This window comes from Halocella sp. SP3-1 (genome assembly GCF_003953885.1).
Lineage (GTDB): Bacteria > Bacillota > Halanaerobiia > Halanaerobiales > DTU029 > Iocasia > Iocasia fonsfrigidae.
Window position 1 is genome coordinate 783,793 of the sequence record NZ_CP032760.1, and the last position, 24,899, is coordinate 808,691.

Consider the following 24,899-nt stretch of genomic DNA (forward strand, 5'->3'; position numbering starts at 1 on the left):
AGGACAACTATAGTTAATAGGAGGGGATATTTTTGCTTAATAGTCTAAAAAATATTACAGTAACTATCAGTGATTCAATTAATAAAGTAGCAAAAATAACAGCGGTTATATTTCTAGCTGTATTAGTAAGCATAGTCTTATTACAGATAGTTTTTCGATATATATTAAATTTAGGCCTTCCCTGGGTTGATGAACTTTCACGTTTTTTAAATATCTGGATAGGATTTTTAGGTGCCAGTATTGGGTTTAAATATGGTGAGCATGTTGGTGTTGCGTTTTTTGTTGAGAAGTTACCCGAAAAAAAATTAAGGATATTTAACTTTGTAACCAAGCTAATATCATTAGCCCTATTTATTTTTGTTATCTACTATAGTTTTGGATTTATTGTAGATTCAAGATCATTAACACCTGCTATGAATCTATCGTATAAATGGCCTAAATCCAGTTTATTTATAGGTTTTAGTATTATAGCTATTCACCTGGTAAGTTTTATTCTAACAGATATAGTTGACTTTATGAATGGTAATTTTTCTATAGCTAAGTCTAATAACTCATAATTAATTGTTTTAATATACTCATCTTAAAATTTAGAAATCAGCCAATAATATTGAATTAAGAGGGAGGATTAAGAATGATATATTTGTTACTTATTGCCTTTTTTGTATTATTAATCTCTAATATCCCAATTGCTTTTACTCTGTTATTTTCTTCTTTTATATTTTTGCATGAATGGGGAATGATTTCTCCAGGTATCCTACCGAATAAAGTATTTAATGGCATCAATTCTTTTCCATATCTGGCCGTACCATTTTTTATCCTGGCAGGCCAATTAATGAATAAGACAGGAATTACAACTAGACTGGTTAAATTTGCAGATATTGTTATAGGGAAAATACATGGTGGTCTGGCCCAGGCCAATATATTATCCAGTATAATATTTGCAGGTTTAACTGGCTCAGGGGTTGCTGATACATCAGCAGTTGGATCTATACTAATTCCAGCAATGACCGAGCAAGGGTTTGATAAAGATTATAGTGCAGCAGTTACTGCCGCTTCTTCAGTAATCGGTCCAATTATCCCTCCTAGTGTATTAATGGTTATTTATGCTAATATCGTAGGGATATCTGTTGGGGATTTATTTGTGGCTGGTTTTATTCCTGGTGTATTAATAGGCTTAGGATTAATGATTTTAGCATATTACTTTGCCAAAAGAGATAACCATCCCAGAAGAACTGAAGCAGTATCGACTAAAGAGGTTTTACTTACCACCAAAGATGCCTTATTAGCCATATTAATGCCTGTGATTATAATAGGTGGTATAGTAGGTGGGATATTTACTCCCACTGAAGCCGCTGCTGTAGCAGTAGCTTATGCATTATTTGTAGGATTTTTCATTTTTCGTTCCTTAAAGTTAAGTGACCTACCTTCAGCCTTATTAGAGAGTGTAAAAACTACAGGGACTATATTAATCATTATAGCCTGTGCAGCAATTTTTGGATGGGCCTTAACGATATTACGAGTGCCCTCACTTTTAGCAGCAGCCATTACAGGAGTTACGCAAAATCCTTTAATTGTATTATTATTTATAAATATATTATTATTATTTGTAGGGATGATTATGGAGATTGGGGCAGCAGTAATAATTTTAGCTCCTATTTTAGCACCTTTAGTAGCCCAATTGGGAATTGACCCCTTACATTTTGCAATTATTATGGTAGTAAATTTAAATATTGGACTGGCTACACCGCCATTAGGGGTATGTTTATTTGTGGCGGCACCAATTGCCAAAACTACATTAGAAAGGGTTTCTAGAGCTATCTTACCATTCTTAGCTGTTGAAATAGCTGTCTTGTTTTTATTGACTTATTGGCCTAAATTAGTATTATTTCTACCAAATTTATTAGGATATGGTGGGTAATTTTAATATTAACGGATGAAATAGAATGAAATTAGAGATATTACTAAGTTTATAAACAAGGATGAAGTTATTACACTTTGTAGTAGTTATGGATTTAGACAGTTAGATAATTTTTATTGTCTAGTCTTTGCACTTGCTGACGGAGACAAATTTGGTGATGAGCTTTCTGCCAGGCCTAACGGCATAGACATGTCGTAACAGGACGTTATTATATAAAATTCAGTTTGTTAGCCAATAGATGCAACTGAGATATCAAGTTTATTAGCAAGTTTTATTAATCGTTTATCTAAAGTTATTAAAGTAGAGTTTTTTCTTCTACAAGTAACTAGATACATTGCATCATATGCGGGGTGATCAATTTTACATGAGAGAGGAATAGCTTCTTCATAAATATCTTCTGATTTGATGAACTGGTCCACTATATCTATCATATGTCTTGTATTATTAAGCAAATCGTCAATAGGATAGTTTTGAATGGAATGATATTTCCACATAACATTGGCTGCTTCATAAATATATAGGGAGGGAGCTATAATCCAGTCAGCATTTTTAAGGATATCAATTAGTATTTTTTGTTTTGGTCTCCCCATAACTATTTCAACAGCAGCACTAACATCAATTGTGATAATCATCGTTCTCTGTCCTCCCTGATAAGAGGGACTGGGTCAAGAACATTATGATTTTGATAGTTATTATTGGTTTCATTTAAAATACTATTAAATAGAACTTCTCTATGTTCTTTATTTTGTTTTTCAATTTCTAAGGCTTTTTCGAGCAAAACAATAGTTTCTTGTGTAATACTTCTTCTTTCAGCATCAGCAAGTTGAACAATTTTTTGATAGATGTGTTCGGGTAGATCTCTAACTTGTAAAGAAGGCATATTAAATTCCACCTTTCAGATTTATATTTATATTATAACATATTATAGAAACGCATGCAATGTGCATGATAAACACGTGAACCACTTGAACTTCACATAACATATTGTTAGTTGGTCTAACTTTAAGTTGGTATTTCATTATAAACTAACTCAAGCTGTTTAAGCTGACTTTGGTTAATGTTTATTTTGACACAGATATTTTTATATGTTATTATATTAATAACTTTTAACAGTTATTAAACTTGTATATTAATATATCAGTATATTTAGTATAAAAATACTCTGTCTAAGGATGAAATAAATGGATAATTTGAATGTTGATGATAACATAAAAGCTAGTAATGCAAAGGAATTTGCGTATAAAGTTATTAAAAAGAATATTTTGAATCTTAATTTTTTACCAGGGATACAGATGGGAGAAAATGATTTATCAGAAGCATTAAATATAAGCAGGACCCCCATCAGAGATGCGATTTCCATATTGTCTAATGAGAAATTAGTTGAAGTTTATCCTCAAAAAGGAACATATGTATCAAAAATAGCTATGCAGCGAGTTAAAGAAGCTGTTTTTATACGTACTACGATGGAAAGTGCAGCGGCAAAGATGGCTTGTAATAGTTTTACAGATAAGGATTTTTATATCCTGGATTCAAATTTAAACCAGCAGGAATTAGCTATTGAAAATAATGCATTATCAGATTTTAATAAACTCGACAATCAAATGCATGAATACTTTTTTAAGGGTAATCAGTTTCAGTATACCTGGCAATTAATTCATAATTTTAGTGCTGATTATTATAGAATTCGCTATATAAAGTTAAAGCTCAAATTGCGTCTGGAAGAAACTATAAATGAGCACAAAAAAATTGTTCAAGCTATTAAAACTAGGGATGCAGTCTCTGCCTGTCAGCAATTAGAGAAACATATAAAATATGTCTATGATGATGTGGAAGTAATCAATAAAAAGTATTCTAATTACTTTGTATAAATTAAAATATATATTTCAGACAAACTTGCATATTAGTATATCAGTCTGGAACATATATTTCTTGGGTAAACTTGTATATTAATATGCAAGACTTGGTTAAGGGGGTGGTAAAATGAAACTTTAAGTGGAATTAATATAATTGGCTGGAACAGAAAAGTGCAATATTTAAGTGTTACTTATATAGAATTGATAGTATTATAAAATCGTAAAATCATTTTGACTAATACTAAGATATAGAAATTCTTGTATATTAATATACAAGTTTGTCTATATGTTACCATTAGCTAAATTACATTTGTTTATAAAGTCTTAGTAGTGATAACAGTTTATAAATTTTAAAGACTATAAAGCACTAAAAAATTGGAGGAGTTTAGTTATGAAAGGTGTAAGGATTAAAGAACCCCGAAAAGTAGACCTTATAGATATACAAACAAAAGAGCCGTCTAAAGGTGAAGCATTATTAAAGGTAAAATCAGCTGGTATATGTGGTTCCGATATTGGCGCATTTCGTGGGGCAAATCAGTTAGTATCTTATCCTAGAATCATAGGACATGAAATTGCGGGAGAGGTTTTATCGATACCAGAAAATACCAGAGGAATTAAAAAAGGAGATAAAGTTATTGTTGACCCTTATCTTTATTGCGGTCATTGTTATCCATGTAGTATTAAAAGAACTAATTGTTGTGAAAAATTAGAAGTGCTTGGAGTACATGTAGATGGTGGAATGGTAGAATATTTTACCCACCCAGCAGAAATGTTGTATAAGGTTCCCGATGATATGGAATGGGGATTGATTCCTCTAGCAGAACCTCTAACCATAGCCATACATGGATTACATCGAGGTCGCTTGAAAGAAGGAGAACATGTTGCTATTAATGGAGCGGGTACAATAGGATTGCTTGCTGCTATGGCTGCTCAATACTATGGAGCAATACCGATTTTAATAGATTTAGTAGAAGATCGCTTAGAATTTGCAAAAAGCCTTGGAATAACTAATGTAATAAATTTATTAGAGGAAGATGTAATAGAGAAGATTTCTAAGTATACTGATGGTCGAAGGGCAGAAATGGTCTTAGAGGCTTCAGGTGCAAATGAAGCAATTCGAAATACATTAGAAATGGTTTCTTATGCAGGAAGGATTGTTTTTACTGGATGGCCTAAAAAAGAAACACTCTTACCCACAGATATTATTACCAAGAAAGAAATTGATATTCGTGGTGGCAGGACTAGTGTAGGTGAATTTGAAGAGGCAATCGACTTAATATATAATAATAAAATTAAGGCTAAGGCTATAATTACAAAAATAATAAGTATGGAAGATGTGCCAGAAACAATTATTGATATTGAAGAAAATCCAGGTGATTACCTTAAAGTAAATGTCATGGTAAGCTAGATAAATTATCTCCAAACTGAAAAGTGTATAAAAGGCAAACTAGAAACTCAAGGAAAAACTTAGGGAGGGAAGTGATAATAAATGAAAATGACTTTTAGATGGTATGGTGATGATGATCAAGTTAACCTGGATAAGATTAAACAGATTCCAGGTGTTACAGGTATTGTATCTGCCATTTATGATGTTCCTGTTGGCGAGGTTTGGTCTCTGGAAAAAATTTTAGAACTTAAAAAGAAGGTAGACTCAAAAGGGTTAAAACTGGAGACAATTGAAAGTGTACCTGTTCATGAAGATATTAAAATGGGATTGCCTAGTAGAGATAAGTATATAGAGAATTATCAAGAGACTTTAAGGAATTTAGGCCAGGCTGGAATTGATGTTGTTTGTTATAATTTTATGCCTGTCTTTGATTGGACAAGATCTGAATTGAATTATGAATTGCCTGATGGTTCTAATGCTTTGATATATAATGAAGATACAGTAATGAAGATGGATCCCTTGACTGGAGAACTAGATCTTCCAGGTTGGGATACTAGTTATGAAAATGATGGATTAAGAGAATTGTTAGCAAGGTATCAGGATATTAGTGAAGAAGATCTTTGGGAAAATCTTAGATATTTCTTGGAGGGAATTATACCAGTGGCTGAAGAGGCTGAAATTAAGATGGCTATTCACCCAGATGATCCACCATGGTCTATCTTTGGTTTACCAAGAATTATAACAAATAAAGAGAATTTAGAAAGATTCATAAAGTTGGTAGACAGCCCTAGTAATGGACTAACTTTATGTACTGGTTCTCTGGGAGTAAATCCAGATAATAATATCCCTGATTTAGTCAGGTATTTTGGTGATAAAGGGAGAATACATTTTGCTCATGTGCGAAATATAAAAATTACTGGGGAGAGAAATTTCGAAGAAGCAGCCCACCTTAGTACTGCTGGTTCTTTAGATATTTATGAAATATTAAAAGCCTATCATGAGGTTGGTTTTGAGGGTCCGATGAGACCAGACCATGGAAGGATGATTTGGGGTGAAACAGGGCGGCCTGGTTATGGTTTATATGATAGGGCCTTAGGGGCAACTTATTTAAATGGCATTTGGGAAAGTCTAGAGAAAAGCGAATAAAACCAATTCAAGTAAATAAGGGGTTTAAAGGTAGCCCTTTATATATATTAAAGGAAAGGAGGATAGAAAGTTTAACAAATATATTTTCACAAAATATAAAATACAAACGGAGGAATAAATGTGAAAAAGATAAGTATAGTTTTATTCATTAGTTTGTTGGCTGTAGCAATGATTGGTAGTAATGTTTTAGCCAAAGATTTGAATCCTAGTCCAGAAAACCCAGTAACTCTTCGTATTGGTGCCGGTGATGCTCAAGAAGATTTAGCAGTAGGTCTGGAATATACAATAATTAAGCTTTTTGAATCTATGGTTGAAACTAATACCAGTGGGGCTATCCAGGTGGAAATTTTCCCAGGAGGACAGCTGGGTTCCTTAATGTCTATGTTAGAAGCCGTACAGGGCGGACAATTAGAGGCCATGTCTGGGACAGGGGTAATAACCTCTATATACCCTGAATGGCAGGTGTTTTCAATTCCATATCTGTTCCAGAACTCTGATATAGCTATGTCTGTAATGAATGAAAGTGATTTTATGGCAGATATATATGAAGATATGAGAGAAGAAACTGGAGTCAGGGTTTTAGGTGTAGCTCAGAATGGATTTAGACACTTTACTAATAATGAAAGAGTAATAAAAACCCCAGAAGATTTAAAAGGACTTAAATTTAGAGTAATGCAAGGTCAAATTTACCAGAAGGTTGTTGAAGCAGCTGGTGGAACTGCAACTCCAATAGCCTGGTCTGAACTTTATACAGCCCTCCAAACCGGGGTAGTTGATGGTCAGGAAAACCCTATTTCAGCTATAAAATTAGGGAGTTTAGATGAAGTACAAAAATATATTACCTTAGATGGTCATCTATGGAGCGAAAACTTTTTAGTTATCAATGATGAATTCTTTAATAGTCTACCGAAAAAGTACCAAGTAGAAATATTAAATGCAGGTAAAGAAGCCGCTCTAGCTGGTACCGCCTCTGAACACATTGCTTCCTATGTTAATGGTGTTAATTATGTAACAGAAAAGGGAATGTCAATTTATAGACCTACTCCTGCTGAATTAGAATTATTTAAAGCCAAGACTCAACCATCAGTAATTGAATGGTTAAGTTCTGAAATTGGTTCAGATGTTGTAGAGGGTATGTTAGATACTGTTGAAAAATATGAAAAGAAATTAGGTTATAAATAAATAAAAACCTGTCCTATCAGAGATAATCTTATCTCTGATAGGACAACTATAGTTAATAGGAGGGGATATTTTTGCTTAATAGTCTAAAAAATATTACAGTAACTATCAGTGATTCAATTAATAAAGTAGCAAAAATAACAGCGGTTATATTTCTAGCTGTATTAGTAAGCATAGTCTTATTACAGATAGTTTTTCGATATATATTAAATTTAGGCCTTCCCTGGGTTGATGAACTTTCACGTTTTTTAAATATCTGGATAGGATTTTTAGGTGCCAGTATTGGGTTTAAATATGGTGAGCATGTTGGTGTTGCGTTTTTTGTTGAGAAGTTACCCGAAAAAAAATTAAGGATATTTAACTTTGTAACCAAGCTAATATCATTAGCCCTATTTATTTTTGTTATCTACTATAGTTTTGGATTTATTGTAGATTCAAGATCATTAACACCTGCTATGAATCTATCGTATAAATGGCCTAAATCCAGTTTATTTATAGGTTTTAGTATTATAGCTATTCACCTGGTAAGTTTTATTCTAACAGATATAGTTGACTTTATGAATGGTAATTTTTCTATAGCTAAGTCTAATAACTCATAATTAATTGTTTTAATATACTCATCTTAAAATTTAGAAATCAGCCAATAATATTGAATTAAGAGGGAGGATTAAGAATGATATATTTGTTACTTATTGCCTTTTTTGTATTATTAATCTCTAATATCCCAATTGCTTTTACTCTGTTATTTTCTTCTTTTATATTTTTGCATGAATGGGGAATGATTTCTCCAGGTATCCTACCGAATAAAGTATTTAATGGCATCAATTCTTTTCCATATCTGGCCGTACCATTTTTTATCCTGGCAGGCCAATTAATGAATAAGACAGGAATTACAACTAGACTGGTTAAATTTGCAGATATTGTTATAGGGAAAATACATGGTGGTCTGGCCCAGGCCAATATATTATCCAGTATAATATTTGCAGGTTTAACTGGCTCAGGGGTTGCTGATACATCAGCAGTTGGATCTATACTAATTCCAGCAATGACCGAGCAAGGGTTTGATAAAGATTATAGTGCAGCAGTTACTGCCGCTTCTTCAGTAATCGGTCCAATTATCCCTCCTAGTGTATTAATGGTTATTTATGCTAATATCGTAGGGATATCTGTTGGGGATTTATTTGTGGCTGGTTTTATTCCTGGTGTATTAATAGGCTTAGGATTAATGATTTTAGCATATTACTTTGCCAAAAGAGATAACCATCCCAGAAGAACTGAAGCAGTATCGACTAAAGAGGTTTTACTTACCACCAAAGATGCCTTATTAGCCATATTAATGCCTGTGATTATAATAGGTGGTATAGTAGGTGGGATATTTACTCCCACTGAAGCCGCTGCTGTAGCAGTAGCTTATGCATTATTTGTAGGATTTTTCATTTTTCGTTCCTTAAAGTTAAGTGACCTACCTTCAGCCTTATTAGAGAGTGTAAAAACTACAGGGACTATATTAATCATTATAGCCTGTGCAGCAATTTTTGGATGGGCCTTAACGATATTACGAGTGCCCTCACTTTTAGCAGCAGCCATTACAGGAGTTACGCAAAATCCTTTAATTGTATTATTATTTATAAATATATTATTATTATTTGTAGGGATGATTATGGAGATTGGGGCAGCAGTAATAATTTTAGCTCCTATTTTAGCACCTTTAGTAGCCCAATTGGGAATTGACCCCTTACATTTTGCAATTATTATGGTAGTAAATTTAAATATTGGACTGGCTACACCGCCATTAGGGGTATGTTTATTTGTAGCGGCACCAATTGCCAAAACTACATTAGAAAGGGTTTCTAGAGCTATCTTACCATTCTTAGCTGTTGAAATAGCTGTCTTGTTTTTATTGACTTATTGGCCTAAATTAGTATTATTTCTACCAAATTTATTAGGATATGGTGGGTAATTTTAAAAGATTACTTATAGGAAAGGAGGATTATCTTGGAGAATTTAATAAAAAAAGTTCCAGAAAGCAGTCAATTTAGCTATGAAGAACAAAAATCTTACATTAAACAGCTAGTAGATCAGATTCCTGAAGATGCTAAACGGATATTAATTATCCCCCCAGACATTACAAGGAAACATTCAGGTGCAGGTGTTTTAACAAGTATATTTTATGACTTTTTGCGGCAGATGGATATAGAGATAGATATAATGCCAGCATTAGGTACACATGACCCAATGGAAAACGGGAAATTAAAGGAAATGTTTGGCACTGGAATCCCTATGGAGGTCTTTAAAACTCATGATTGGCGCAATGATACTATTAAAATAGGTGAAATTCCTGCTGAATATGTTAGTGAAGTAACAGAAGATAAGGTGAAACAGCCGATTCCCGTTAAAGTAAATGAATGCTTGATCAAGGGCGGCTATGATCTAATTATTTCTATTGGTCAGGTAGTACCTCATGAAGTAGTAGGTATGGCAAATTACAGTAAGAATATTCTTGTTGGTGTTGGAGGATTTGAAATAATAAGTGTATCACATTTTGTAGGGGCAGTTGCTGGAGTAGAAAATGTCATGGGACGCGATCATTCTCCAGCTAGAAAATTATATGATTATGCTCAGGAACATTTTTTAAAAGACATTCCTTTGTTATATATTTTGACAGTAAATTCTACCGACATTGATGAAGAATCAGAACTGACCCGTATGTTGGGTATTTTTACTGGTTACGATAGATCGGTATTTGAAAGAGCAGTTGAATTTAGTCAAAAAGTAAATATTATAAAAGTAGAAAAATCTTTAAATAAGGTTGTTGTTTATCTTGATCCAGAAGAATTTAAGACTACCTGGATAGGATGTAAGGCTGTATACCGGACTCGTATGGCTATTGCTGATGGAGGCGAGTTAGTAATAATTGCTCCAGGGCTACATAAATTTGGAGAAGATATAAATAATGATAGATTAATAAGGAAGTATGGTTATGTTGGAACTGAAAAGGTGCTTGACCTGGTAAAGGAAAATTCAGATTTACAAGAAAACTTATCAGCAGCTGCTCATCTTATTCAGGGGTCTTCTGAGGGAAGATTTAAGATAAACTTTGCTTGTCAACATTTAAGAAAACAGGATATAGAAGGTGTTAACTTTAATTACTTGCCATTAGACCGGGTTCTTGAAAAATATAATATAAATGAACTTGATAGTGGTTTAAATATTGTTGATGGTGAAGAGATATTTTATATAAATAACCCTGCAACTGGATTATGGGTTGCCAAAGATAAATTTTAATATATTAATATTTAATGGGAGGTAATATTTGTGGATTTTGCTAAAATTAATGATTTGAATGATAAGGTGGCAGTTATTACTGGTGGAGCTGGAGTTTTATGTTCAGAAATGTCCAGATATCTTGGTAGGAGTGGAGCAAAAGTAGTTGTACTTGATATAGCCGAAGAGGCACTGGAGGCAATAAGTAAAGACCTGGATGAGTTGGGTGTAGAACATTTAACAATTAAGACAGATGTTCTGGATAAAGAGAGTATTAAAAATTCAGCAGATAAAATTTTATCAAAATATGGTAGGATAGACATCTTGATTAATGGTGCCGGTGGTAATAAAGCTGAGGCAACTACTGGCCCTGATAAGCCTTTTTTTGACCTGCCGGAAGATGCTGTAAAATGGGTTTTTAACCTTAATTTCATGGGAACATTTTTGTGTTGTCAGGTTTTTGGAAAGATATTTGCAGATCAAGATGAGGGGATTATAATAAATGTTTCTTCAATGAATGCCTTTACACCTTTAACAAAAATTCCTGCTTATTCAGGGGCTAAGGCAGCAGTAAGTAATTTTACTCAATGGCTGGCTGTTCATATGTCTCAGAACTATTCAACAGATATTAGGGTTAATGCTATTGCTCCTGGTTTTCTCTTAACAGAACAGAATAAGTTTTTGCTGGTGGATGAAAAGAACGATGGTTTAACTGACAGGGGTCAGACTATTATAGATCATACCCCTATGGGTAAATTTGGTGATCCCGAAGACCTAATTACAACCGTACTCTGGCTTCTTTCCCCTGGTTCTGAATTTGTTCATGGTGCAGTAATTCCGATTGATGGTGGTTTTTCTGCATATAGTGGTGTATAAGTTTTGAAATATTTTATTAAGTTAGTGGATAATTTAAGTAATGGACGACATATGTACTGGTTCTTTAGGTGTTAATCCTGATAATTATAGAAATAAGTTATTGAGAAAAAGTTATATTTAAACTAGGGAACTCAATCTCCTTATTAGAGGGGATAAAGGGTTCCTTTGTTTTTAGAGAACGATACTAAATTTTTTAAAATGTCAAAGTAAAAATAAAAAAATTTTAAAAAAGAAGGAATTTTCGGTTTAATATAGAAAGTATAATATTAAGATAATTATAGAACAAAGTTCCACAATGAGGAAAATAATAATTGGAATAAGCTTAGGGGGAAATAGTTTTGTCTAAAAATGTTCAGTCTATCTCAAGGGCAATAAATATATTAGAGAAGTTAATATATTCAGATAAGGGATTAGGGGTAACCGAGATAAGTAATAGTCTTGCTATAAAAAAAAGCACAACACATAGGATTTTATCTACACTTGTAAATCATGGTTATGTAGTCCAGGATGAAAACAGTAAATATAAGGTTGGGTTAAAATTTTTTGAAGTAGGTAGTGTTGCAATTAATAAATTAGACTTAAGGAATGATGTTAGACCCTTTTTAAAGGAAATTAGGGATAAAACAAATGAAACTGTACACTTAGGTTTATTAGATAATAATCATGTATTATATATTGATAAAGTTGAGAGTTTAAAAACGGTAAGGATGTTTTCAGAAATTGGCCGGAAAATAGAACCTCATTGTACTAGTCTAGGAAAAGTGCTTTTAGCTTATTCTCCTGATAAAGTAGTAGAAGATATAATTGATAATGGATTAATAAAGTATACGGGTAATACCATTATTGAACCAGATAAATTGAAAGAACATTTAAAAGAAGTAAGGATTAATGGCTATGCTATTGATGATGAAGAACAACTTATGGGTGTTCGCTGTATTGCTGGTCCAATTTTTAATTATGAAGGAGAAGTTATTGCTTCCTTTAGCATTACAGGACCACTTATTAGAATGGGCAAAGAGAAAATTAAAGAACTTTCAAAATTAATTAAACAATATAGTGTAATTATTTCAAGATCTTTTGGGTATATAAGAAACAATGATGAAAGGATTTAATTTTTTACCAGTTTAGTGGAATGCGATTCCACAATGCGGAATTAATAGCTGATTAATACGGCTAATATATTAAATAAAATATATTAAGATTTTGTTAAGGAGGTGAAATTAATAGAATTATCAATTTTAATAGTTCACTATTAAAATTGAAATAATAAGAGGGGGAAATAAGATGAAAAAGTTAACACTTTGTAGTTTGTTGGTTGTTGTCTTGTTGGTTGGAATGGCAAATATAGGTTTTGCTGCACCGCAATATAAATGGTCACTAGCTTCTGTATTACCCGAAACACATCCGGTACATAAAGCATTGGTATATTTTGCTGACAAAGTTTATGAACATACAGATGGACAGGTGAAAGTTACTGTTTACCCTGCTGGTCAGTTGGGCCAGGAAAAAGATTTTATTGAGGGATTACAGTTAGGAACAATCGATATTGCTAAAGTATCATCTGCTCCTTTAGGACAGTTCTCCAAGACCTTACAAGTAGTTAGTCTGCCATTTATTTTTCGAGATATCGACCATCAGCATGCTGTTTTGAGGGGATCAATCGGGGAAAAATTGATGAGTGACTTGTATGACAATGGGTTTAAGGGATTAACCTTTTTAGATTCAGGTTTTAGGAGTGTGACTAATAGTGTTCGCCCCATAAGAAAACCTGCTGATCTTGAAGGTCTTAAGATAAGAGTTATGAAGAGCAAACCACTTATTGATACTATCAATGCATTTGGAGCAACTGCTGTACCTATGGGACAGTCAGAAGTTTATGTAGCACTACAACAGAATGTGATAGATGGTTGGGAAAACAGTGAACCTACAGTTATTGCCTTTAATATGCAGGAGGTTGCAAAATACTATTCATATACACGTCATGTTGCCATCCCAGATATACTCATTATGAGAAAAGATCTTTTCGCTTCAGTGCCTAAAGATATTCAGAAGGGTATTATGGATGCGGCTAGAGAGACTGCTCCTTATCAAACAAAGGTGTGGAATGAATTTGTTAATGAGGCTATAAAACAACTAAAGAACAAAGGCATGGTATTTAATGAAGTGGATAATATTGAGGATTTTCAAGAAGTAGTACAAGCAATTTATGATAAATATGGTCAAGAAATTGGTAAGGATCTTATTGATTCAATAATAAATTACTAGTTGACGATTGAATTTAAAAAGGTTGTGGTCTGATTTGACCACAACCTGATATTCAAAGGAGAAGGTAGTATGAATAAGTTAATAAAGATTTTAAATGGTTTAGAAAAAATAATTACTATTATCACAGGGATTATGATCTTATTATTAACATTATTGATTAGCTGGCAGGTTTTTTCAAGATATGTTCTTAATACGGGACAGTTCTGGGCTGAAGAATTAGCAGTGATTTCAATGATGTGGATTGGGTTTTTAGGTGCTGCTGGTGCTCTATGGACTGATTCCCATATAGGTCTAAATCTTTTTGTTCAAATATTTCCAGAATTTTTACAGTTATGCTTGGGTGTTTTGAGAAATATAATATTAACTGTATTTTCACTAATATTATTTTATAATGGGATTATTTTAGTGAAAAGGACGATGGGTGGCACATTATCAGCCTTAGGTTTTTCAATCGGGTATTCTTACCTAATTGTTCCTGCATCAGGATTATTACTAGTTTTATTTGCAATAGTAAAATTAGTTAAAGAAATATTTGACTATTTTGATTTAGGGGTGAATTAAATGTCTCCAGTTTTAGTGCTTCTTGTATCATTCGTATTCTTATTAATAATAGGTGTTCCAATAGCATTTTGCTTAGGGATCTCAGCATTATTAACTGCTTTTAATATGGGATTAACACCTTTAGTAATAGCTCAGAGAATTGCAACAGGGATACAACCCTTTCCGTTAATTGCGATACCATTATTTGTTCTAGCCGGGGCAATAATGTCTAAGGGTGGAGTTGCCAAAAGGATTGTAGATTTTGCTTATGTAATTGTAGGCCCGTTTCGTGGAGGTTTAGCAATGGTGAATTGTATTCAATCAATGTTATTTGGTGGAGTTTCAGGATCAGCTATTGCTGATATTTCTTCGACAGGTCCAATTATGATTCCGATGATGGTAAAAAAAGGATATGACAGAGAGTTTTCTACTTCTATAACAGTTGCATCTGCTACACAAGGAATTATAATACCACCTAGCCATAATATGATAATATTTGCCATGAGTGCTGGTGGTGTATCAATTGCAAAATTATTTTTGGCAGGTTATATTCCAGGCATAATGGTTGGATTATCACTTATGATAGCTAGTTATATAATTGCTGTCAAGAGAGGTTATCCACGAGAAAAAAGACCACCATTAGGAGAATCACTTTTAATAATAAAAGATGGGATACTGAGTATGCTTGCTGCAATTATTATCGTAGGAGGTATTGCCCTTGGGATTTTTACTGCTACCGAGGCATCTGCAATTGCGGTGCTTTACGCAGCTTTTTTAGGGATTGTAGTTTATAAAGAAATGTCAATCAGAGATCTATGGCCAATTATATTAGATAGTGTTAAGACTATATCTACAGTGTTGTTTTTGATAGGGTCTGCATCAGCCTTTGGTTGGATTATGACTTACTTGCATGTTCCGGCAATAGTAACCAATTTGTTTTTGGGTTTAACTGATAACAGGGTTATTTTATTATTGCTAATAAATATTCTGCTAGTCTGTCTTGGAATGGTGATGGATGTTGCCCCATTAATTGTAATTGTAACACCAGTTCTATTGCCAGTTGTTCAATCTCTCGGTCTGAGTGCAACAACATTTGCAATAGTACTATTATTAAACCTGGGTATAGGTCTTACAACTCCACCAGTTGGTACAGGACTATTTGTCGGTTGTTCTGTAGGTAAAACGACAATGGAAAAAACAGCTAAATCAACTATTGTTTTATGGCCAGCTATGATCATTGTACTATTATTAATTACATTTGTGCCTTGGTTTACTACATTTTTACCTAGTTTAATAAAGTAATAATATTGGGAAAGTTTACTTAGTTAGTTTTTGTTTTCAATTGTTCCTTCTAAAAAATCAAATTATATTTTATAAAAAAATATAATTAAAACAGAGTAGGGATTAATTACAATATATAAAAAACATACAAAAAAATAGGAGGCAAAATATGATTTTAAATGATTTTAAGCTTGATGGTAAGGTGGCGCTAGTTACAGGTTGTTCAAGGCCAAATGGTTTAGGTTTTGGTATGGTTGAGGCACTTGCAGAGGCAGGAGCAGATATTGTTGGTGTAGGACCAAGTGATATGTCAGCAACTAAAAAGCAGATTGAATCTATTGGCAAATCATTTCTTGAAGTGAATGCAGATTTGAAGTCTACAGATGCAATAGATGAAATAGTAAATAAAACCCTTGATGTATTTGGTAAAATTGATATATTGGTTAATAACTCTGGTACTATCAGACGTAATGAGATAATAGATTTTTCAGAAAAAGATTGGGATGATGTAATGAATATAAATTTGAAGAGTTTGTTCTTTTTATCGCAGAAAGTTGCCAAGGTGTTTATAGATAAAGATGAAGGTGGTAAAATTATAAATATTGCCTCTATGTTATCTTTTCAGGGCGGTTTATTTGTTCCTTCATACACGGCAAGTAAGCATGGTGTAGCAGGTATTACTAAGAGTATGGCCAATGAATGGGCAAAATATAATATAAATGTAAATGCTATAGCGCCTGGATATATGGCAACAGATAATACTGCTCCTTTAAGAGAAGACAAAGAAAGAAGTCAGTCAATTTTAGCAAGGATACCGGCAGGTAGATGGGGTACCAATGATGATTTGAAAGGATTGGTTGTATTTCTGGCCTCTCCTGCTTCTGCTTATATTAATGGTTATGTGATTGCTGTTGATGGTGGTTGGTTGGCAAGTTAAGAATCTAGTTTACTATTTATAAATGGAGGGAGACGTTATAATGAAAGCTGCAGTATTAACAGATTGGGAGAAAATAGAGGTTAAGGATGTGGCCAAACCAGAAATTGATGATGGTGAATGCTTAATAAAAGTTTCATATGCGGGAGTTTGCGGTTCTGATGTCCATATATATGGTGGACATCATCCAACTGCTCAAGCACCAGTTATTTTAGGACATGAGTTCGTTGGTATTGTTAAAGAAATAAAAGACAGTTCCTGTGATATTAGAGTAGGTGACAGAGTAGTTGTTGAACCTTTGATTAGTTGTGGTATTTGTGAAGCCTGTAGGGAAGGCAACTGGCATGTATGCAAAGAATTAAAATTACTAGGGATACATAGTAATGGGGGATTTGCCGAATATGTTAAAGTATCAGTAGATAAGGTAATAAAAACAAGCAAAAATTTAACGGATCATGCTGCTGCCTTAACTGAACCATTCGCAGTTGGTTTTCATGTAAATCAAAGGGCTGGAATGAAAAATGGAGATAAAGTATTAGTGATTGGTGCTGGTCCAATAGGGTTGATAGTAGGAATGGTTGCTAAAATTAGTGGTGCTTCAGAAGTAGTTTTTTCAGAAATAAATCTTGATAGAATCAAACAAATTAAATCTTTTGGCTTTGAAAATGTTATTAATCCTAAGGAAGGGGACGAAATAGCAAAAGCAAATGAAATAACTAACAATCAAGGTTTTGATGTGGTTTATGAAGTTTCTGGGACAGAAGCTGGTTTGTCTTTGGCAGCCCAAGCATGTAGGATAAGGGGAACGATTGTTCCTGTTGGATTTCCAAATGGTATTCCTAAATTTGATATGTTAAAAGTTATTTTTAAAGAATTAAATATAGTTGGTAGTCGTGTTTATAGTTTTGATCACTTTAGAAAAACAGTCGATATGTTAGAAAAGATTATAAAAAACGAATTATTTGATTTGGAAAAATTAATTAGTGAGATATATCAAATAGAAGATTTAGAAAAGGCCATTAAAGTCATGCAGAAAGGTAAAAATCTAGGAAAAATATTAATAGAATGTTAAACTAATTTCTTTATTAAATTAGGGGGTTAAATAAGATGGAAATTAGAAATTCAAGTTATCCTGACTAGTTCATATTATTATTAGTAATGAAGAAGCAGTTATTTCACCAAGTTGGTCAATACATTCTGGTGCTAGAACCAGTAATTATACATTTATTTGGGGAATGGTTGGAGAGAACCAGACTTTTTCAGATATGGGTCATATTCCAATGAATGAGTTAAAATAATTTTACCTAAAAGGATTAAGTAAATTTAATTTAAACTTGGATTTGTCAAATAAAAATGTATAGTCCTAAGTTTGCCTACTCCTTTGGAGTTGCTTGCTGAATTCATGTTGAAGTATATAGTATTATGTTTTATAATAAAAAACATAATACTATATATTAGGAAGGAAAATATTTATGGAAAACAAAAAACCTCAACAATTAGTGCAATCACTTAATAGGGCCTTAGATGTTATAGAAAAACTGGTAGAGTCTAATAAAAGCATGGGAGTAACTGAATTAAGTGATAGTCTTGGTCTGCATAAGAGTACAGTCTATCGTTTGTTGGCGACTCTTGGCTATAGGGGATATATCGAACAGGATGATTATAATAAGTATAAAGTAGGATTAAAATTATTTGAAATAGGTGGGCTGGTCTTAACCAGCTTGGATTTACGTGAACAGATTAAACCATATTTAAAGAGGTTGCGTGAAGAGACCAGCGAAACTGTACACCTTGGTATTATGGATAAAACAGAAGTAGTTTATATTGATAAGGAAGAGACTTCTGAAACAATAAGAATGTATTCGAGAATAGGTAGGCGTGTTCCTGCTCACTGTACTAGTCTTGGTAAGGTTATTTTGGCTTATTCTAAACCAGATTTAATAGATCAGGTTGTTAAGAATGGTTTAACGGGATGTACAGATAAAACTATTATTGGTGAAAATCAGTTTAGAAAACATATTAAAGAGGTTTTTGAGCAGGGATATGCTATTGATGATGAAGAACATAGGATGGGGATTAGATGTATTAGTGGACCTATTTTCAATTTTAACCAGGATGTGATAGCCTCTTTTAGTATTTCTGCTCCTATTAATAGGATGACTTATGAAAGAATTGATGAACTAGTAGAAGTTGTTCATAGATATACTAAACAAATTTCGGCAGCTTTTGGCTACAAACAAAAATAATGTGCCAGGGGAACGTTTCGTCTGGCACATTATCAATTGATAGCAGCAATAGAAAAATATCTGTAAATTGTTTCGCAACATTAAAAGTTTCAATTTTTTTGTAAAAAGTCTCTAATACTATAAATTAGAGGCTTTTTTTAAAATTTCACGCAAATATATTTGTCTGGTTTATGATTACTAGTTAACACTTTGTGTAAAATAATTTTATAATCTGTAATCTATGATACATTTACAATGAAACGGAAATGATATTATAGATAAGTAAAGGATTATAAATTGAATTAACTTTAGGCCTGGATTATCAAGTTAATAAGGGAATAAAGGGGGTAATAAATAAAGTGAATAATATTAATATTGAGGTTTATTCTAAAAAATGGTGTCCCTATTGTAGAAAAGCTAAGGCCTTTCTTAAGAGTAAAGGGTTTTCTTTTTTTGAATATGATGTGGGAGAAGAAGGCAGATTAGCTGAGATGGAAGAGCGTACTGGTAAGAAATCCGTGCCGCAGATATTAATTGATGATTATCAGGTTGGTGGTTATAAGGATTTAATAGAAATGGAGAATTCAGGTAGACTAAATGAGCTTCTGGGAATAAAGGGTAATGATTATTCCCGGCGTTTATGGGAGCTTATTATTGTCGGGGCAGGACCGGCTGGGCTAAATGCTGCCTTATATGCTGCCAGAAAGGGTATAGAAGTTCTGCTTTTAACAGAAGACCTTGGTGGACAGGTAATTGATACTAATGGAATTGATAATTATATCGGCAAAAGGGAAACAAATGGTTTTCAATTGATCAATGATTTCTGGGAACATATTCAGCAATATGAGGTTGCAACAGTAGTCGGGGAAAAAGCAAATGAAATTAAAGCTATGAAAGGCGAACATAGTGTAATAAGCAATAATAATAAGGAATATAAGGCCAGAACAATTATTATTGCCAGTGGGGCCCAAAAACGCCATCTAGGGATGAAGCAGGAATATATCCTGACTGGTAGTGGGGTTCATTACTGTGCAGTTTGTGACGGTTACCTCTACGCTGGAAGACCTGTAGCAGTTGTTGGTGGTGGAAATTCTGGTCTGGAGGCTAGCCTTGATCTGGCTAAATTGGATTGTGATGTTTCTTTAATAGAAATTCAGGATGAATTAATGGGTGATCAGTACCTACAGGAACAGATTAAAAAAAATGATAGTATCAGGGTTTATAAAGGGACACAGGTTAAAAAAATAAAAGGGGAAGACAAACTGGAGTCTGTTGTCATTAAAGATAATAAAACAGCTGAAGAAAAAGAACTAAGCATAGATGCATTATTTATAGAGATCGGGTTGGTGGCTAATTCGGATTTTCTTATTGGAGTGGTAGGAACTAATGAGAGGAAAGAGATTATTATTAATGAAAATAATGAGACAGATGTAGAGGGTATCTGGGCAGCAGGGGATGTAACAAATATAAAGGATAAGCAGATTATAATTGCTGCTGCTGAAGGGGCTAAAGCTGCCCTCCGTGTTAATGAATATCTTAAGTAATCTATAAATAATATAGTATGATTCTACAATCTTCTAAAGTTAGATGTTTTTCTTTCTTTGTGTGTCATAATGGTTTTGATGTATATTTTGTATCCTCTTAATAGCAGGTTGATAGAACAACTGAACAACAAGATAAATGATATATAATATGTAACAGCTATATTCCTCTGTGTTGATTCGCTCTCTTATGGTCATTACAGTAACTTTAGATAAATTCCCCATATAGATGGAGTAATTATCTTTGATCCACAGAATGGTGAAATGAATGATTATTCAATAGCTGAGGCACCTCAGTTTGTAGATCAGGTCTACCCAGACTGGATAGCTAAAGATTATAATTATTATTTTGGCAGATATAAATATGGGTTCTGGGCTAATCTTTTAGAAAATAAGGGAGACTTACATGAACCAACTGAATGGGGTGCAGAAGATAGAGTAGTTGGTGTTTTCGGTCAAGATAATCAAATGTATTGGTTTACTGACCATACTACCTTAAATAAAAGTGACACAAGTATGGTTGGCTATTCAATGAATGAATTCAAGAACAGGTCGTTTAATATATTATACTGGTGCAAGTGGATTCAAAAATGGTAAAGAGCCTTTAATATTAACTCTATTAATCTAGTTGCTATTTTCTTCGAAAGGACTTTATACCTATATTTAGTTACTAATATTGTATGATACTTTATATCATAAACCGCATGACTACCTTTTCTATATTCAACCAATATGTTTAAAAGGCTAAAAGCTTATACAGCTTTAGAGTTATTATTTTTTATTTTATATATATCTTCTGTATTTTCTATTGTTAGCCTTCTTATAGTATCAAGTCTATTATTTGTATCACTAATCATTTCTTTTATCTCTATAATATCTTTATTAATATCATTAAAAGCAGCTATAGTTAACCCTTTTAATTCTGCAACATCTTCTTTTAATTGTCCAATGTCTTTTTCAACTTTTTCCGAAAAAATATAAAACCCATGTAGTAAAGCATCCATTTTTTCTTCTTGACTATTAGATTCTAAAACTTTCTTAATATCATCCATAATTAACCCCTATTATATTTTATCACTATATTAATGAAAATTCCACATTTTAATTTGAAATTTACTACTCTAAAACAGAAAAGCCCTGGATTAAGTCCAAGAGTTTTAAGTATTTTAAAATCTTCTTTTTTCTTATATACCACAAAGAAAACAATAAAATAAAATGAAATAATAATAAATAATACATACATAAACAAAAATAAAACAACAAAAAAGTTGTATTATTCTTTTTTTATGTATAATAACTATGAAGTAGTTTTTGAAGGGTGGTGAGCCGGCCTGTAAATCTATTTATATTAAAAGATCTTTAATAATTCTATTACATTAGTAAAATTATCTTAGAGGAGGATTGAAAATGGAGATTATCATCCCAATAAAGCAGGTGCCTGAAACAAGTAATGTTAAAATGGATCCGGAGACAGGGACAATGGTGAGGGGAGGGTAGAAAGTATTATTAATCCCCTTGACCTCTATGCCATTGAATTGGCTATTCAATTAGTTGAGGAAAACGGTGGTAGTGTTAAGGTTATAACAATGGGGCCCCCATCAGCAGAAAAAGCCTTAAGAGAGGCGATTGCCATGGGCTGTGATGATGGTATATTAATTTCCGGTAGGGAATTTGCCGGGGCAGACAGCTGGTCAACGGCCTATGTGTTGAGCAGTGTTATTAAAGAACTGGGTGATTTTGACCTGGTTTTAACAGGTGAAAGGGTCACTGATGGTGATACCGGACAGGTGGGGCCAGGTATAGCCTCTTTTTTAGATATTCCACTATCAACATATACCAGTAATTTTGAATGGTAAAAAAGCTCATCTTAAGGGATGTAAATTCCTTAATAATCTGGCTGGGGTAGAGGGGATACAGTCAGAAATAGTGATTACTACTAATGGGGGTTATCCCCTTGATCAGAATATTTATCAAGCTGTTAAAGGTATGACAGCTGTCGAGGCCGTCTCTAAGGAAAAGGGGGTCATTATTATGCTGGCAGAATGTTCTGATGGGCATGGTGGTGAGGGCTTTTATAATACCTTTGCCTGGGTTGAAAAAGTTGAAGCTGTCATGGAGGATATTTTATCCAGAGGTAGGCATGAAACTATTCCAGACCAGTGGGAATCCCAGGTGTTGGCCAGGATTTTAATTCATCATACAGTAATGATTAGTGACCTTGATGAGGTTTTAATCAAGGATATGCATATGCAAAAAGCAGCTACTTGAGCAGGCCGTTATAATGGCAGGGAATATTATTGGTAATCAACAGAGCAAAATAACGGTAATACCCGATGGGGTAGCAGTTATTGTCAGGTAAATGAAGAAAGCCGGTTTTTTAATCTGCTATAGATAGAGGGCCTAGAGGATAGTTAGACCGGCTTCTTCAAAGTTTTTTAGACTGGATTTATCAACTAGCTCATCAGTAATCAGGGTGTCAATTTCCTCTATAGAAGCAAATTGTGTTAATCCTATTTCATTTACTTTACTGTGGTCAGATAAAATAATTACTTTTTTGGATTGTTTAATCATATTTTGTTTTACCTCTATTTCTAATTCATTAGAATCAGTAGCCCCATAATTTACAGAAATTCCTTTACAGGAGGCAAATATTTTATCAGCAAAGTATTTTTTAAGGGTTTCGTTTGCCAGTGGCCCTACAAAGGAAAGGGAGTTAGGTCTTAAAATACCCCCCGTTGAAATAACAGTAATGTTATTCAGATCAGATAATTCAAAGATTATTCTAATAGAATTAGTTACTACTGTTATATTCTGTGTTTTCTTAAGTTTTTTAGCCAGGAACAAAGATGTACTACTTGCATCAAGAAAGATAGTATCACCTTCTTCAATAAGTTCAATAGCTTTGGCTGCTATTTGTTTTTTTTCTTTTATCTTTTTATTTTGTCTGATATTAAAATTGAGTTCATTTTTACTGTTACTGACCAGTGGTACTGCCCCACCATGTATCCTCTTGAGCAATTTCTTTTTATCTAGAACATCAAGGTCACGTCTGATAGTCTCTTCTGTGACATCAAGTATTTTACTCAGGTCTGAAACATGAACACTATCTTTATTGTCTAAAAGCCTTAGTATTTCCTGTCTTCTTTCTTCAGCCAACATGAAAATCTCTCCTTATTTTTAATTTGCATGTAAACATATTATTGTTATATTAATTATTTCTTTAAAAATATTTGCCTATTTATATATTAACATAAAACCCCTATAACGACAAAGGAATATGATTCTTATAAATTGAAGTTTATTTAGTTAAGGCTCTTGCTTAATTGAATTATCGTCGGCCAAAAACTCCACTACAGCTTACGTTATAACTGATTATGGGTTGTTTTAAACTCCCTTCGGTCAAACAGTAAAACAACCTTTTTCATAATCAGTTATACTTCGACCTGTTCCGTTTTAAGTGCCTCCTTATAATTAATTATGCAATGAAAGGTTATTATGAAAGACACTTAGTTAATATATTTTAAATTCCGAGGTAAGCCGGGCAATGTGTACTGTAGCGGATTAGCTTCTAGATTATTACTCTAATATTACCATACTGTAGTAAATAAATCAAACGTTTAAATAAAGATAACACAAAAAAAACAAAATAAAAATAATAAAAAACAAAATAAATATTGAAAAAACAAAAAATATATTATATAATAAAACACAAATCAATGAAACAAAATTTATTTTATAGAGAGGTGTATAAATTGAGGTCAGAATTTGAACTTAAAGAAGATATTTGCGAAGTTGGCCGTAGGATATATACTAATGGATTTGTAGCGGCTAATGATGGTAATATTTCTGTCAGGATCAATGATAAAGAGGTGTTAACAACACCAACAGGGGTGAGTAAGGGCTTTATGACCTCTGATATGATTGTTAAGGTGGACATGGAGGGGAATGTTATCTCTGGTAAACTAAAGCCTTCATCTGAACTAAAAATGCATCTTGATGTATATAAAAATAGGAAAGATGTTAAATCTGTAGTTCATGCCCATCCACCGACAGCTACTGGGTTTGCTGTAGCAGGTATTCCCTTAAATGAAATGATTATGCCGGAGGTAATTATATCACTGGGGACTGTACCTATTGCTAAATATGGGACCCCTTCAACTATGGAAATACCTGATGCAGTCAGGGAATATCTTGATTGTTATGACGGCTTTTTACTGGAAAACCATGGAGCCCTTACTGTCGGTACAGATTTATTTAATGCCTATTTTAAAATGGAAACTATTGAACTAGCAGCAAAGATAAACCTTACAGCCAGACAGCTGGGAGGGGTAAAGGAGATTTCTTCGGAAAATGTAAAAAGATTGTATGAGGTACGTAAGAAATTAGGTGTTCAGGGAAAACACCCTGCCAATTGTGATGAGTGATAGTTAGTAAGCAGTTAAAGCAAAAAATAATATAATTAGAGGATAAACTGGCAGGTCGAGTGGCTG

Annotated in this window: 24 protein-coding genes and 4 pseudogenes; 23 read left to right on the plus strand and 5 right to left on the minus strand. The window is 33.2% G+C overall.

All coding sequences use genetic code 11. The annotated features are described in order from the left end of the window. Positions 1–32 precede the first annotated feature (32 nt). Positions 33–557 (plus strand): TRAP transporter small permease, encoded by a 525-nt coding sequence (locus tag D7D81_RS03695; RefSeq protein WP_164522100.1) that lies wholly within the window; start codon positions 33–35, stop codon positions 555–557. Between the two features lie 74 nt (positions 558–631). Beyond that, positions 632–1,918 carry a TRAP transporter large permease gene (locus D7D81_RS03700; protein WP_125987425.1) on the plus strand — a complete coding sequence of 429 codons (1,287 nt, stop codon included), beginning with the start codon at positions 632–634 and terminating at the stop codon, positions 1,916–1,918. Between the two features lie 227 nt (positions 1,919–2,145). On the opposite strand, the gene D7D81_RS03705 is transcribed toward D7D81_RS03700, so the two are convergent. Both D7D81_RS03705 and D7D81_RS03710 read right to left on the minus strand, forming a co-directional pair. After that, positions 2,146–2,550 carry a type II toxin-antitoxin system VapC family toxin gene (locus tag D7D81_RS03705; protein WP_125987427.1) on the minus strand — a complete coding sequence of 135 codons (405 nt, stop codon included), beginning with the start codon at positions 2,548–2,550 and terminating at the stop codon, positions 2,146–2,148. Then, complete coding sequence (locus tag D7D81_RS03710; protein WP_125987429.1) at positions 2,547–2,798, minus strand: hypothetical protein; 252 nt, start codon at positions 2,796–2,798, stop codon at positions 2,547–2,549. Before D7D81_RS03710 ends, D7D81_RS03705 begins: the two co-directional genes overlap by 4 nt. Positions 2,799–3,099: 301 nt before the next feature. Here D7D81_RS03710 and D7D81_RS03715 point away from each other — a divergent pair, with 301 nt between their 5' ends. The 18 genes and pseudogenes from D7D81_RS03715 to D7D81_RS03800 all read left to right on the plus strand — a co-directional run bounded on the left by D7D81_RS03715 (position 3,100) and on the right by D7D81_RS03800 (position 21,006). Then, a complete protein-coding gene (locus D7D81_RS03715) occupies positions 3,100–3,786 on the plus strand; it encodes a GntR family transcriptional regulator (RefSeq protein WP_125987431.1) in 687 nt (228 codons plus the stop codon). A 376-nt stretch (positions 3,787–4,162) separates the two neighbouring features. Continuing rightward, a complete protein-coding gene (locus D7D81_RS03720; protein WP_125987433.1) occupies positions 4,163–5,179 on the plus strand; it encodes a zinc-binding alcohol dehydrogenase family protein in 1,017 nt (338 codons plus the stop codon). 81 nt (positions 5,180–5,260) lie between these two features. After that, entirely contained in the window at positions 5,261–6,304 is a 1,044-nt protein-coding gene (gene uxuA / locus D7D81_RS03725; protein ID WP_125987435.1) for a mannonate dehydratase, read from the plus strand. A gap of 120 nt (positions 6,305–6,424) precedes the next feature. Next, positions 6,425–7,486 (plus strand): DctP family TRAP transporter solute-binding subunit, encoded by a 1,062-nt coding sequence (locus D7D81_RS03730; RefSeq protein ID WP_125987437.1) that lies wholly within the window; start codon positions 6,425–6,427, stop codon positions 7,484–7,486. A gap of 71 nt (positions 7,487–7,557) precedes the next feature. After that, positions 7,558–8,082: a TRAP transporter small permease gene (locus tag D7D81_RS03735; protein WP_164522100.1), complete on the plus strand. Its 525-nt coding sequence runs from the start codon at positions 7,558–7,560 to the stop codon at positions 8,080–8,082. A gap of 74 nt (positions 8,083–8,156) precedes the next feature. After that, on the plus strand, positions 8,157–9,443 hold the full coding sequence (locus D7D81_RS03740; RefSeq protein WP_125987425.1) for a TRAP transporter large permease: 1,287 nt from the start codon (positions 8,157–8,159) through the stop codon (positions 9,441–9,443). Between the two features lie 35 nt (positions 9,444–9,478). Next, the gene (locus tag D7D81_RS03745) at positions 9,479–10,768 is read left to right on the plus strand and encodes a nickel-dependent putative hexonate epimerase (RefSeq protein WP_125987439.1); all 1,290 of its coding nucleotides are present in this window, start codon (positions 9,479–9,481) and stop codon (positions 10,766–10,768) included. A 30-nt stretch (positions 10,769–10,798) separates the two neighbouring features. Beyond that, positions 10,799–11,623, plus strand: coding sequence for an SDR family oxidoreductase (locus D7D81_RS03750; RefSeq protein WP_125987441.1), 825 nt, complete (start codon positions 10,799–10,801; stop codon positions 11,621–11,623). 338 nt (positions 11,624–11,961) lie between these two features. After that, positions 11,962–12,735: an IclR family transcriptional regulator gene (locus D7D81_RS03755; protein WP_286170173.1), complete on the plus strand. Its 774-nt coding sequence runs from the start codon at positions 11,962–11,964 to the stop codon at positions 12,733–12,735. Between the two features lie 172 nt (positions 12,736–12,907). Next, positions 12,908–13,888, plus strand: coding sequence for a TRAP transporter substrate-binding protein (locus D7D81_RS03760; protein WP_125987445.1), 981 nt, complete (start codon positions 12,908–12,910; stop codon positions 13,886–13,888). 69 nt (positions 13,889–13,957) lie between these two features. Beyond that, positions 13,958–14,449, plus strand: a complete 492-nt coding sequence (locus D7D81_RS03765) for a TRAP transporter small permease (protein WP_125987447.1) — start codon at positions 13,958–13,960, stop codon at positions 14,447–14,449. After that, positions 14,450–15,730 (plus strand): TRAP transporter large permease, encoded by a 1,281-nt coding sequence (locus D7D81_RS03770; RefSeq protein WP_125987449.1) that lies wholly within the window; start codon positions 14,450–14,452, stop codon positions 15,728–15,730. A 148-nt stretch (positions 15,731–15,878) separates the two neighbouring features. Next, positions 15,879–16,646, plus strand: coding sequence for a 2-dehydro-3-deoxy-D-gluconate 5-dehydrogenase KduD (kduD, locus tag D7D81_RS03775; RefSeq protein ID WP_125987450.1), 768 nt, complete (start codon positions 15,879–15,881; stop codon positions 16,644–16,646). Positions 16,647–16,686: 40 nt separating this feature from the next. Beyond that, positions 16,687–17,715: a zinc-dependent alcohol dehydrogenase gene (locus D7D81_RS03780; RefSeq protein WP_164522101.1), complete on the plus strand. Its 1,029-nt coding sequence runs from the start codon at positions 16,687–16,689 to the stop codon at positions 17,713–17,715. A gap of 70 nt (positions 17,716–17,785) precedes the next feature. Then, positions 17,786–17,941 (plus strand): annotated as a pseudogene (locus tag D7D81_RS20215) (5-dehydro-4-deoxy-D-glucuronate isomerase); the annotation flags it as partial. A gap of 174 nt (positions 17,942–18,115) precedes the next feature. Continuing rightward, positions 18,116–18,889, plus strand: coding sequence for an IclR family transcriptional regulator (locus tag D7D81_RS03790; RefSeq protein WP_125987454.1), 774 nt, complete (start codon positions 18,116–18,118; stop codon positions 18,887–18,889). Positions 18,890–19,227: 338 nt separating this feature from the next. Then, positions 19,228–20,412 (plus strand): FAD-dependent oxidoreductase, encoded by a 1,185-nt coding sequence (locus tag D7D81_RS03795; protein WP_286170175.1) that lies wholly within the window; start codon positions 19,228–19,230, stop codon positions 20,410–20,412. A gap of 261 nt (positions 20,413–20,673) precedes the next feature. Continuing rightward, positions 20,674–21,006 (plus strand): hypothetical protein, encoded by a 333-nt coding sequence (locus D7D81_RS03800; protein WP_125987458.1) that lies wholly within the window; start codon positions 20,674–20,676, stop codon positions 21,004–21,006. Positions 21,007–21,017: 11 nt separating this feature from the next. Here D7D81_RS03800 and D7D81_RS20220 read toward each other — a convergent pair. After that, a pseudogene (locus tag D7D81_RS20220) lies at positions 21,018–21,140 on the minus strand (transposase); the annotation flags it as partial. 21 nt (positions 21,141–21,161) lie between these two features. Next, a complete protein-coding gene (locus tag D7D81_RS03810) occupies positions 21,162–21,461 on the minus strand; it encodes a hypothetical protein (protein ID WP_125987460.1) in 300 nt (99 codons plus the stop codon). 355 nt (positions 21,462–21,816) lie between these two features. Here D7D81_RS03810 and D7D81_RS03815 point away from each other — a divergent pair. Together D7D81_RS03815 and D7D81_RS03820 are read left to right on the plus strand one after the other, a co-directional pair. Beyond that, positions 21,817–22,250 (plus strand): annotated as a pseudogene (locus D7D81_RS03815) (electron transfer flavoprotein subunit beta/FixA family protein); the annotation flags it as partial. A gap of 85 nt (positions 22,251–22,335) precedes the next feature. Continuing rightward, a pseudogene (locus tag D7D81_RS03820) lies at positions 22,336–22,768 on the plus strand (hypothetical protein). Positions 22,769–22,809: 41 nt separating this feature from the next. On the opposite strand, the gene D7D81_RS03825 reads toward D7D81_RS03820, so the two are convergent. Continuing rightward, on the minus strand, positions 22,810–23,568 hold the full coding sequence (locus D7D81_RS03825; RefSeq protein WP_125987464.1) for a DeoR/GlpR family DNA-binding transcription regulator: 759 nt from the start codon (positions 23,566–23,568) through the stop codon (positions 22,810–22,812). 593 nt (positions 23,569–24,161) lie between these two features. On the opposite strand from D7D81_RS03825, the gene D7D81_RS03830 reads away from it, so the two are divergent. Further along, on the plus strand, positions 24,162–24,833 hold the full coding sequence (locus D7D81_RS03830; RefSeq protein WP_125987466.1) for a class II aldolase/adducin family protein: 672 nt from the start codon (positions 24,162–24,164) through the stop codon (positions 24,831–24,833). Positions 24,834–24,899: the final 66 nt, after the last annotated feature.

What these genes read in the sequence shown, in the direction of transcription:
- D7D81_RS03700 (WP_125987425.1), top strand. Translation starts at nt 632, where the DNA reads ATGATATATTTGTTACTTATTGCCTTTTTTGTATTATTAATCTCTAAT.
- D7D81_RS03705 (WP_125987427.1), bottom strand. Translation starts at nt 2,550, where the DNA reads ATGATTATCACAATTGATGTTAGTGCTGCTGTTGAAATAGTTATGGGG.
- D7D81_RS03710 (WP_125987429.1), bottom strand. Translation starts at nt 2,798, where the DNA reads ATGCCTTCTTTACAAGTTAGAGATCTACCCGAACACATCTATCAAAAA.
- D7D81_RS03715 (WP_125987431.1), top strand. Translation starts at nt 3,100, where the DNA reads ATGGATAATTTGAATGTTGATGATAACATAAAAGCTAGTAATGCAAAG.
- D7D81_RS03720 (WP_125987433.1), top strand. Translation starts at nt 4,163, where the DNA reads ATGAAAGGTGTAAGGATTAAAGAACCCCGAAAAGTAGACCTTATAGAT.
- uxuA (WP_125987435.1), top strand. Translation starts at nt 5,261, where the DNA reads ATGAAAATGACTTTTAGATGGTATGGTGATGATGATCAAGTTAACCTG.
- D7D81_RS03740 (WP_125987425.1), top strand. Translation starts at nt 8,157, where the DNA reads ATGATATATTTGTTACTTATTGCCTTTTTTGTATTATTAATCTCTAAT.
- D7D81_RS03760 (WP_125987445.1), top strand. Translation starts at nt 12,908, where the DNA reads ATGAAAAAGTTAACACTTTGTAGTTTGTTGGTTGTTGTCTTGTTGGTT.
- D7D81_RS03765 (WP_125987447.1), top strand. Translation starts at nt 13,958, where the DNA reads ATGAATAAGTTAATAAAGATTTTAAATGGTTTAGAAAAAATAATTACT.
- D7D81_RS03770 (WP_125987449.1), top strand. Translation starts at nt 14,450, where the DNA reads ATGTCTCCAGTTTTAGTGCTTCTTGTATCATTCGTATTCTTATTAATA.
- kduD (WP_125987450.1), top strand. Translation starts at nt 15,879, where the DNA reads ATGATTTTAAATGATTTTAAGCTTGATGGTAAGGTGGCGCTAGTTACA.
- D7D81_RS03780 (WP_164522101.1), top strand. Translation starts at nt 16,687, where the DNA reads ATGAAAGCTGCAGTATTAACAGATTGGGAGAAAATAGAGGTTAAGGAT.
- D7D81_RS03790 (WP_125987454.1), top strand. Translation starts at nt 18,116, where the DNA reads ATGGAAAACAAAAAACCTCAACAATTAGTGCAATCACTTAATAGGGCC.
- D7D81_RS03800 (WP_125987458.1), top strand. Translation starts at nt 20,674, where the DNA reads ATGAATGATTATTCAATAGCTGAGGCACCTCAGTTTGTAGATCAGGTC.
- D7D81_RS03810 (WP_125987460.1), bottom strand. Translation starts at nt 21,461, where the DNA reads ATGGATGATATTAAGAAAGTTTTAGAATCTAATAGTCAAGAAGAAAAA.
- D7D81_RS03825 (WP_125987464.1), bottom strand. Translation starts at nt 23,568, where the DNA reads ATGTTGGCTGAAGAAAGAAGACAGGAAATACTAAGGCTTTTAGACAAT.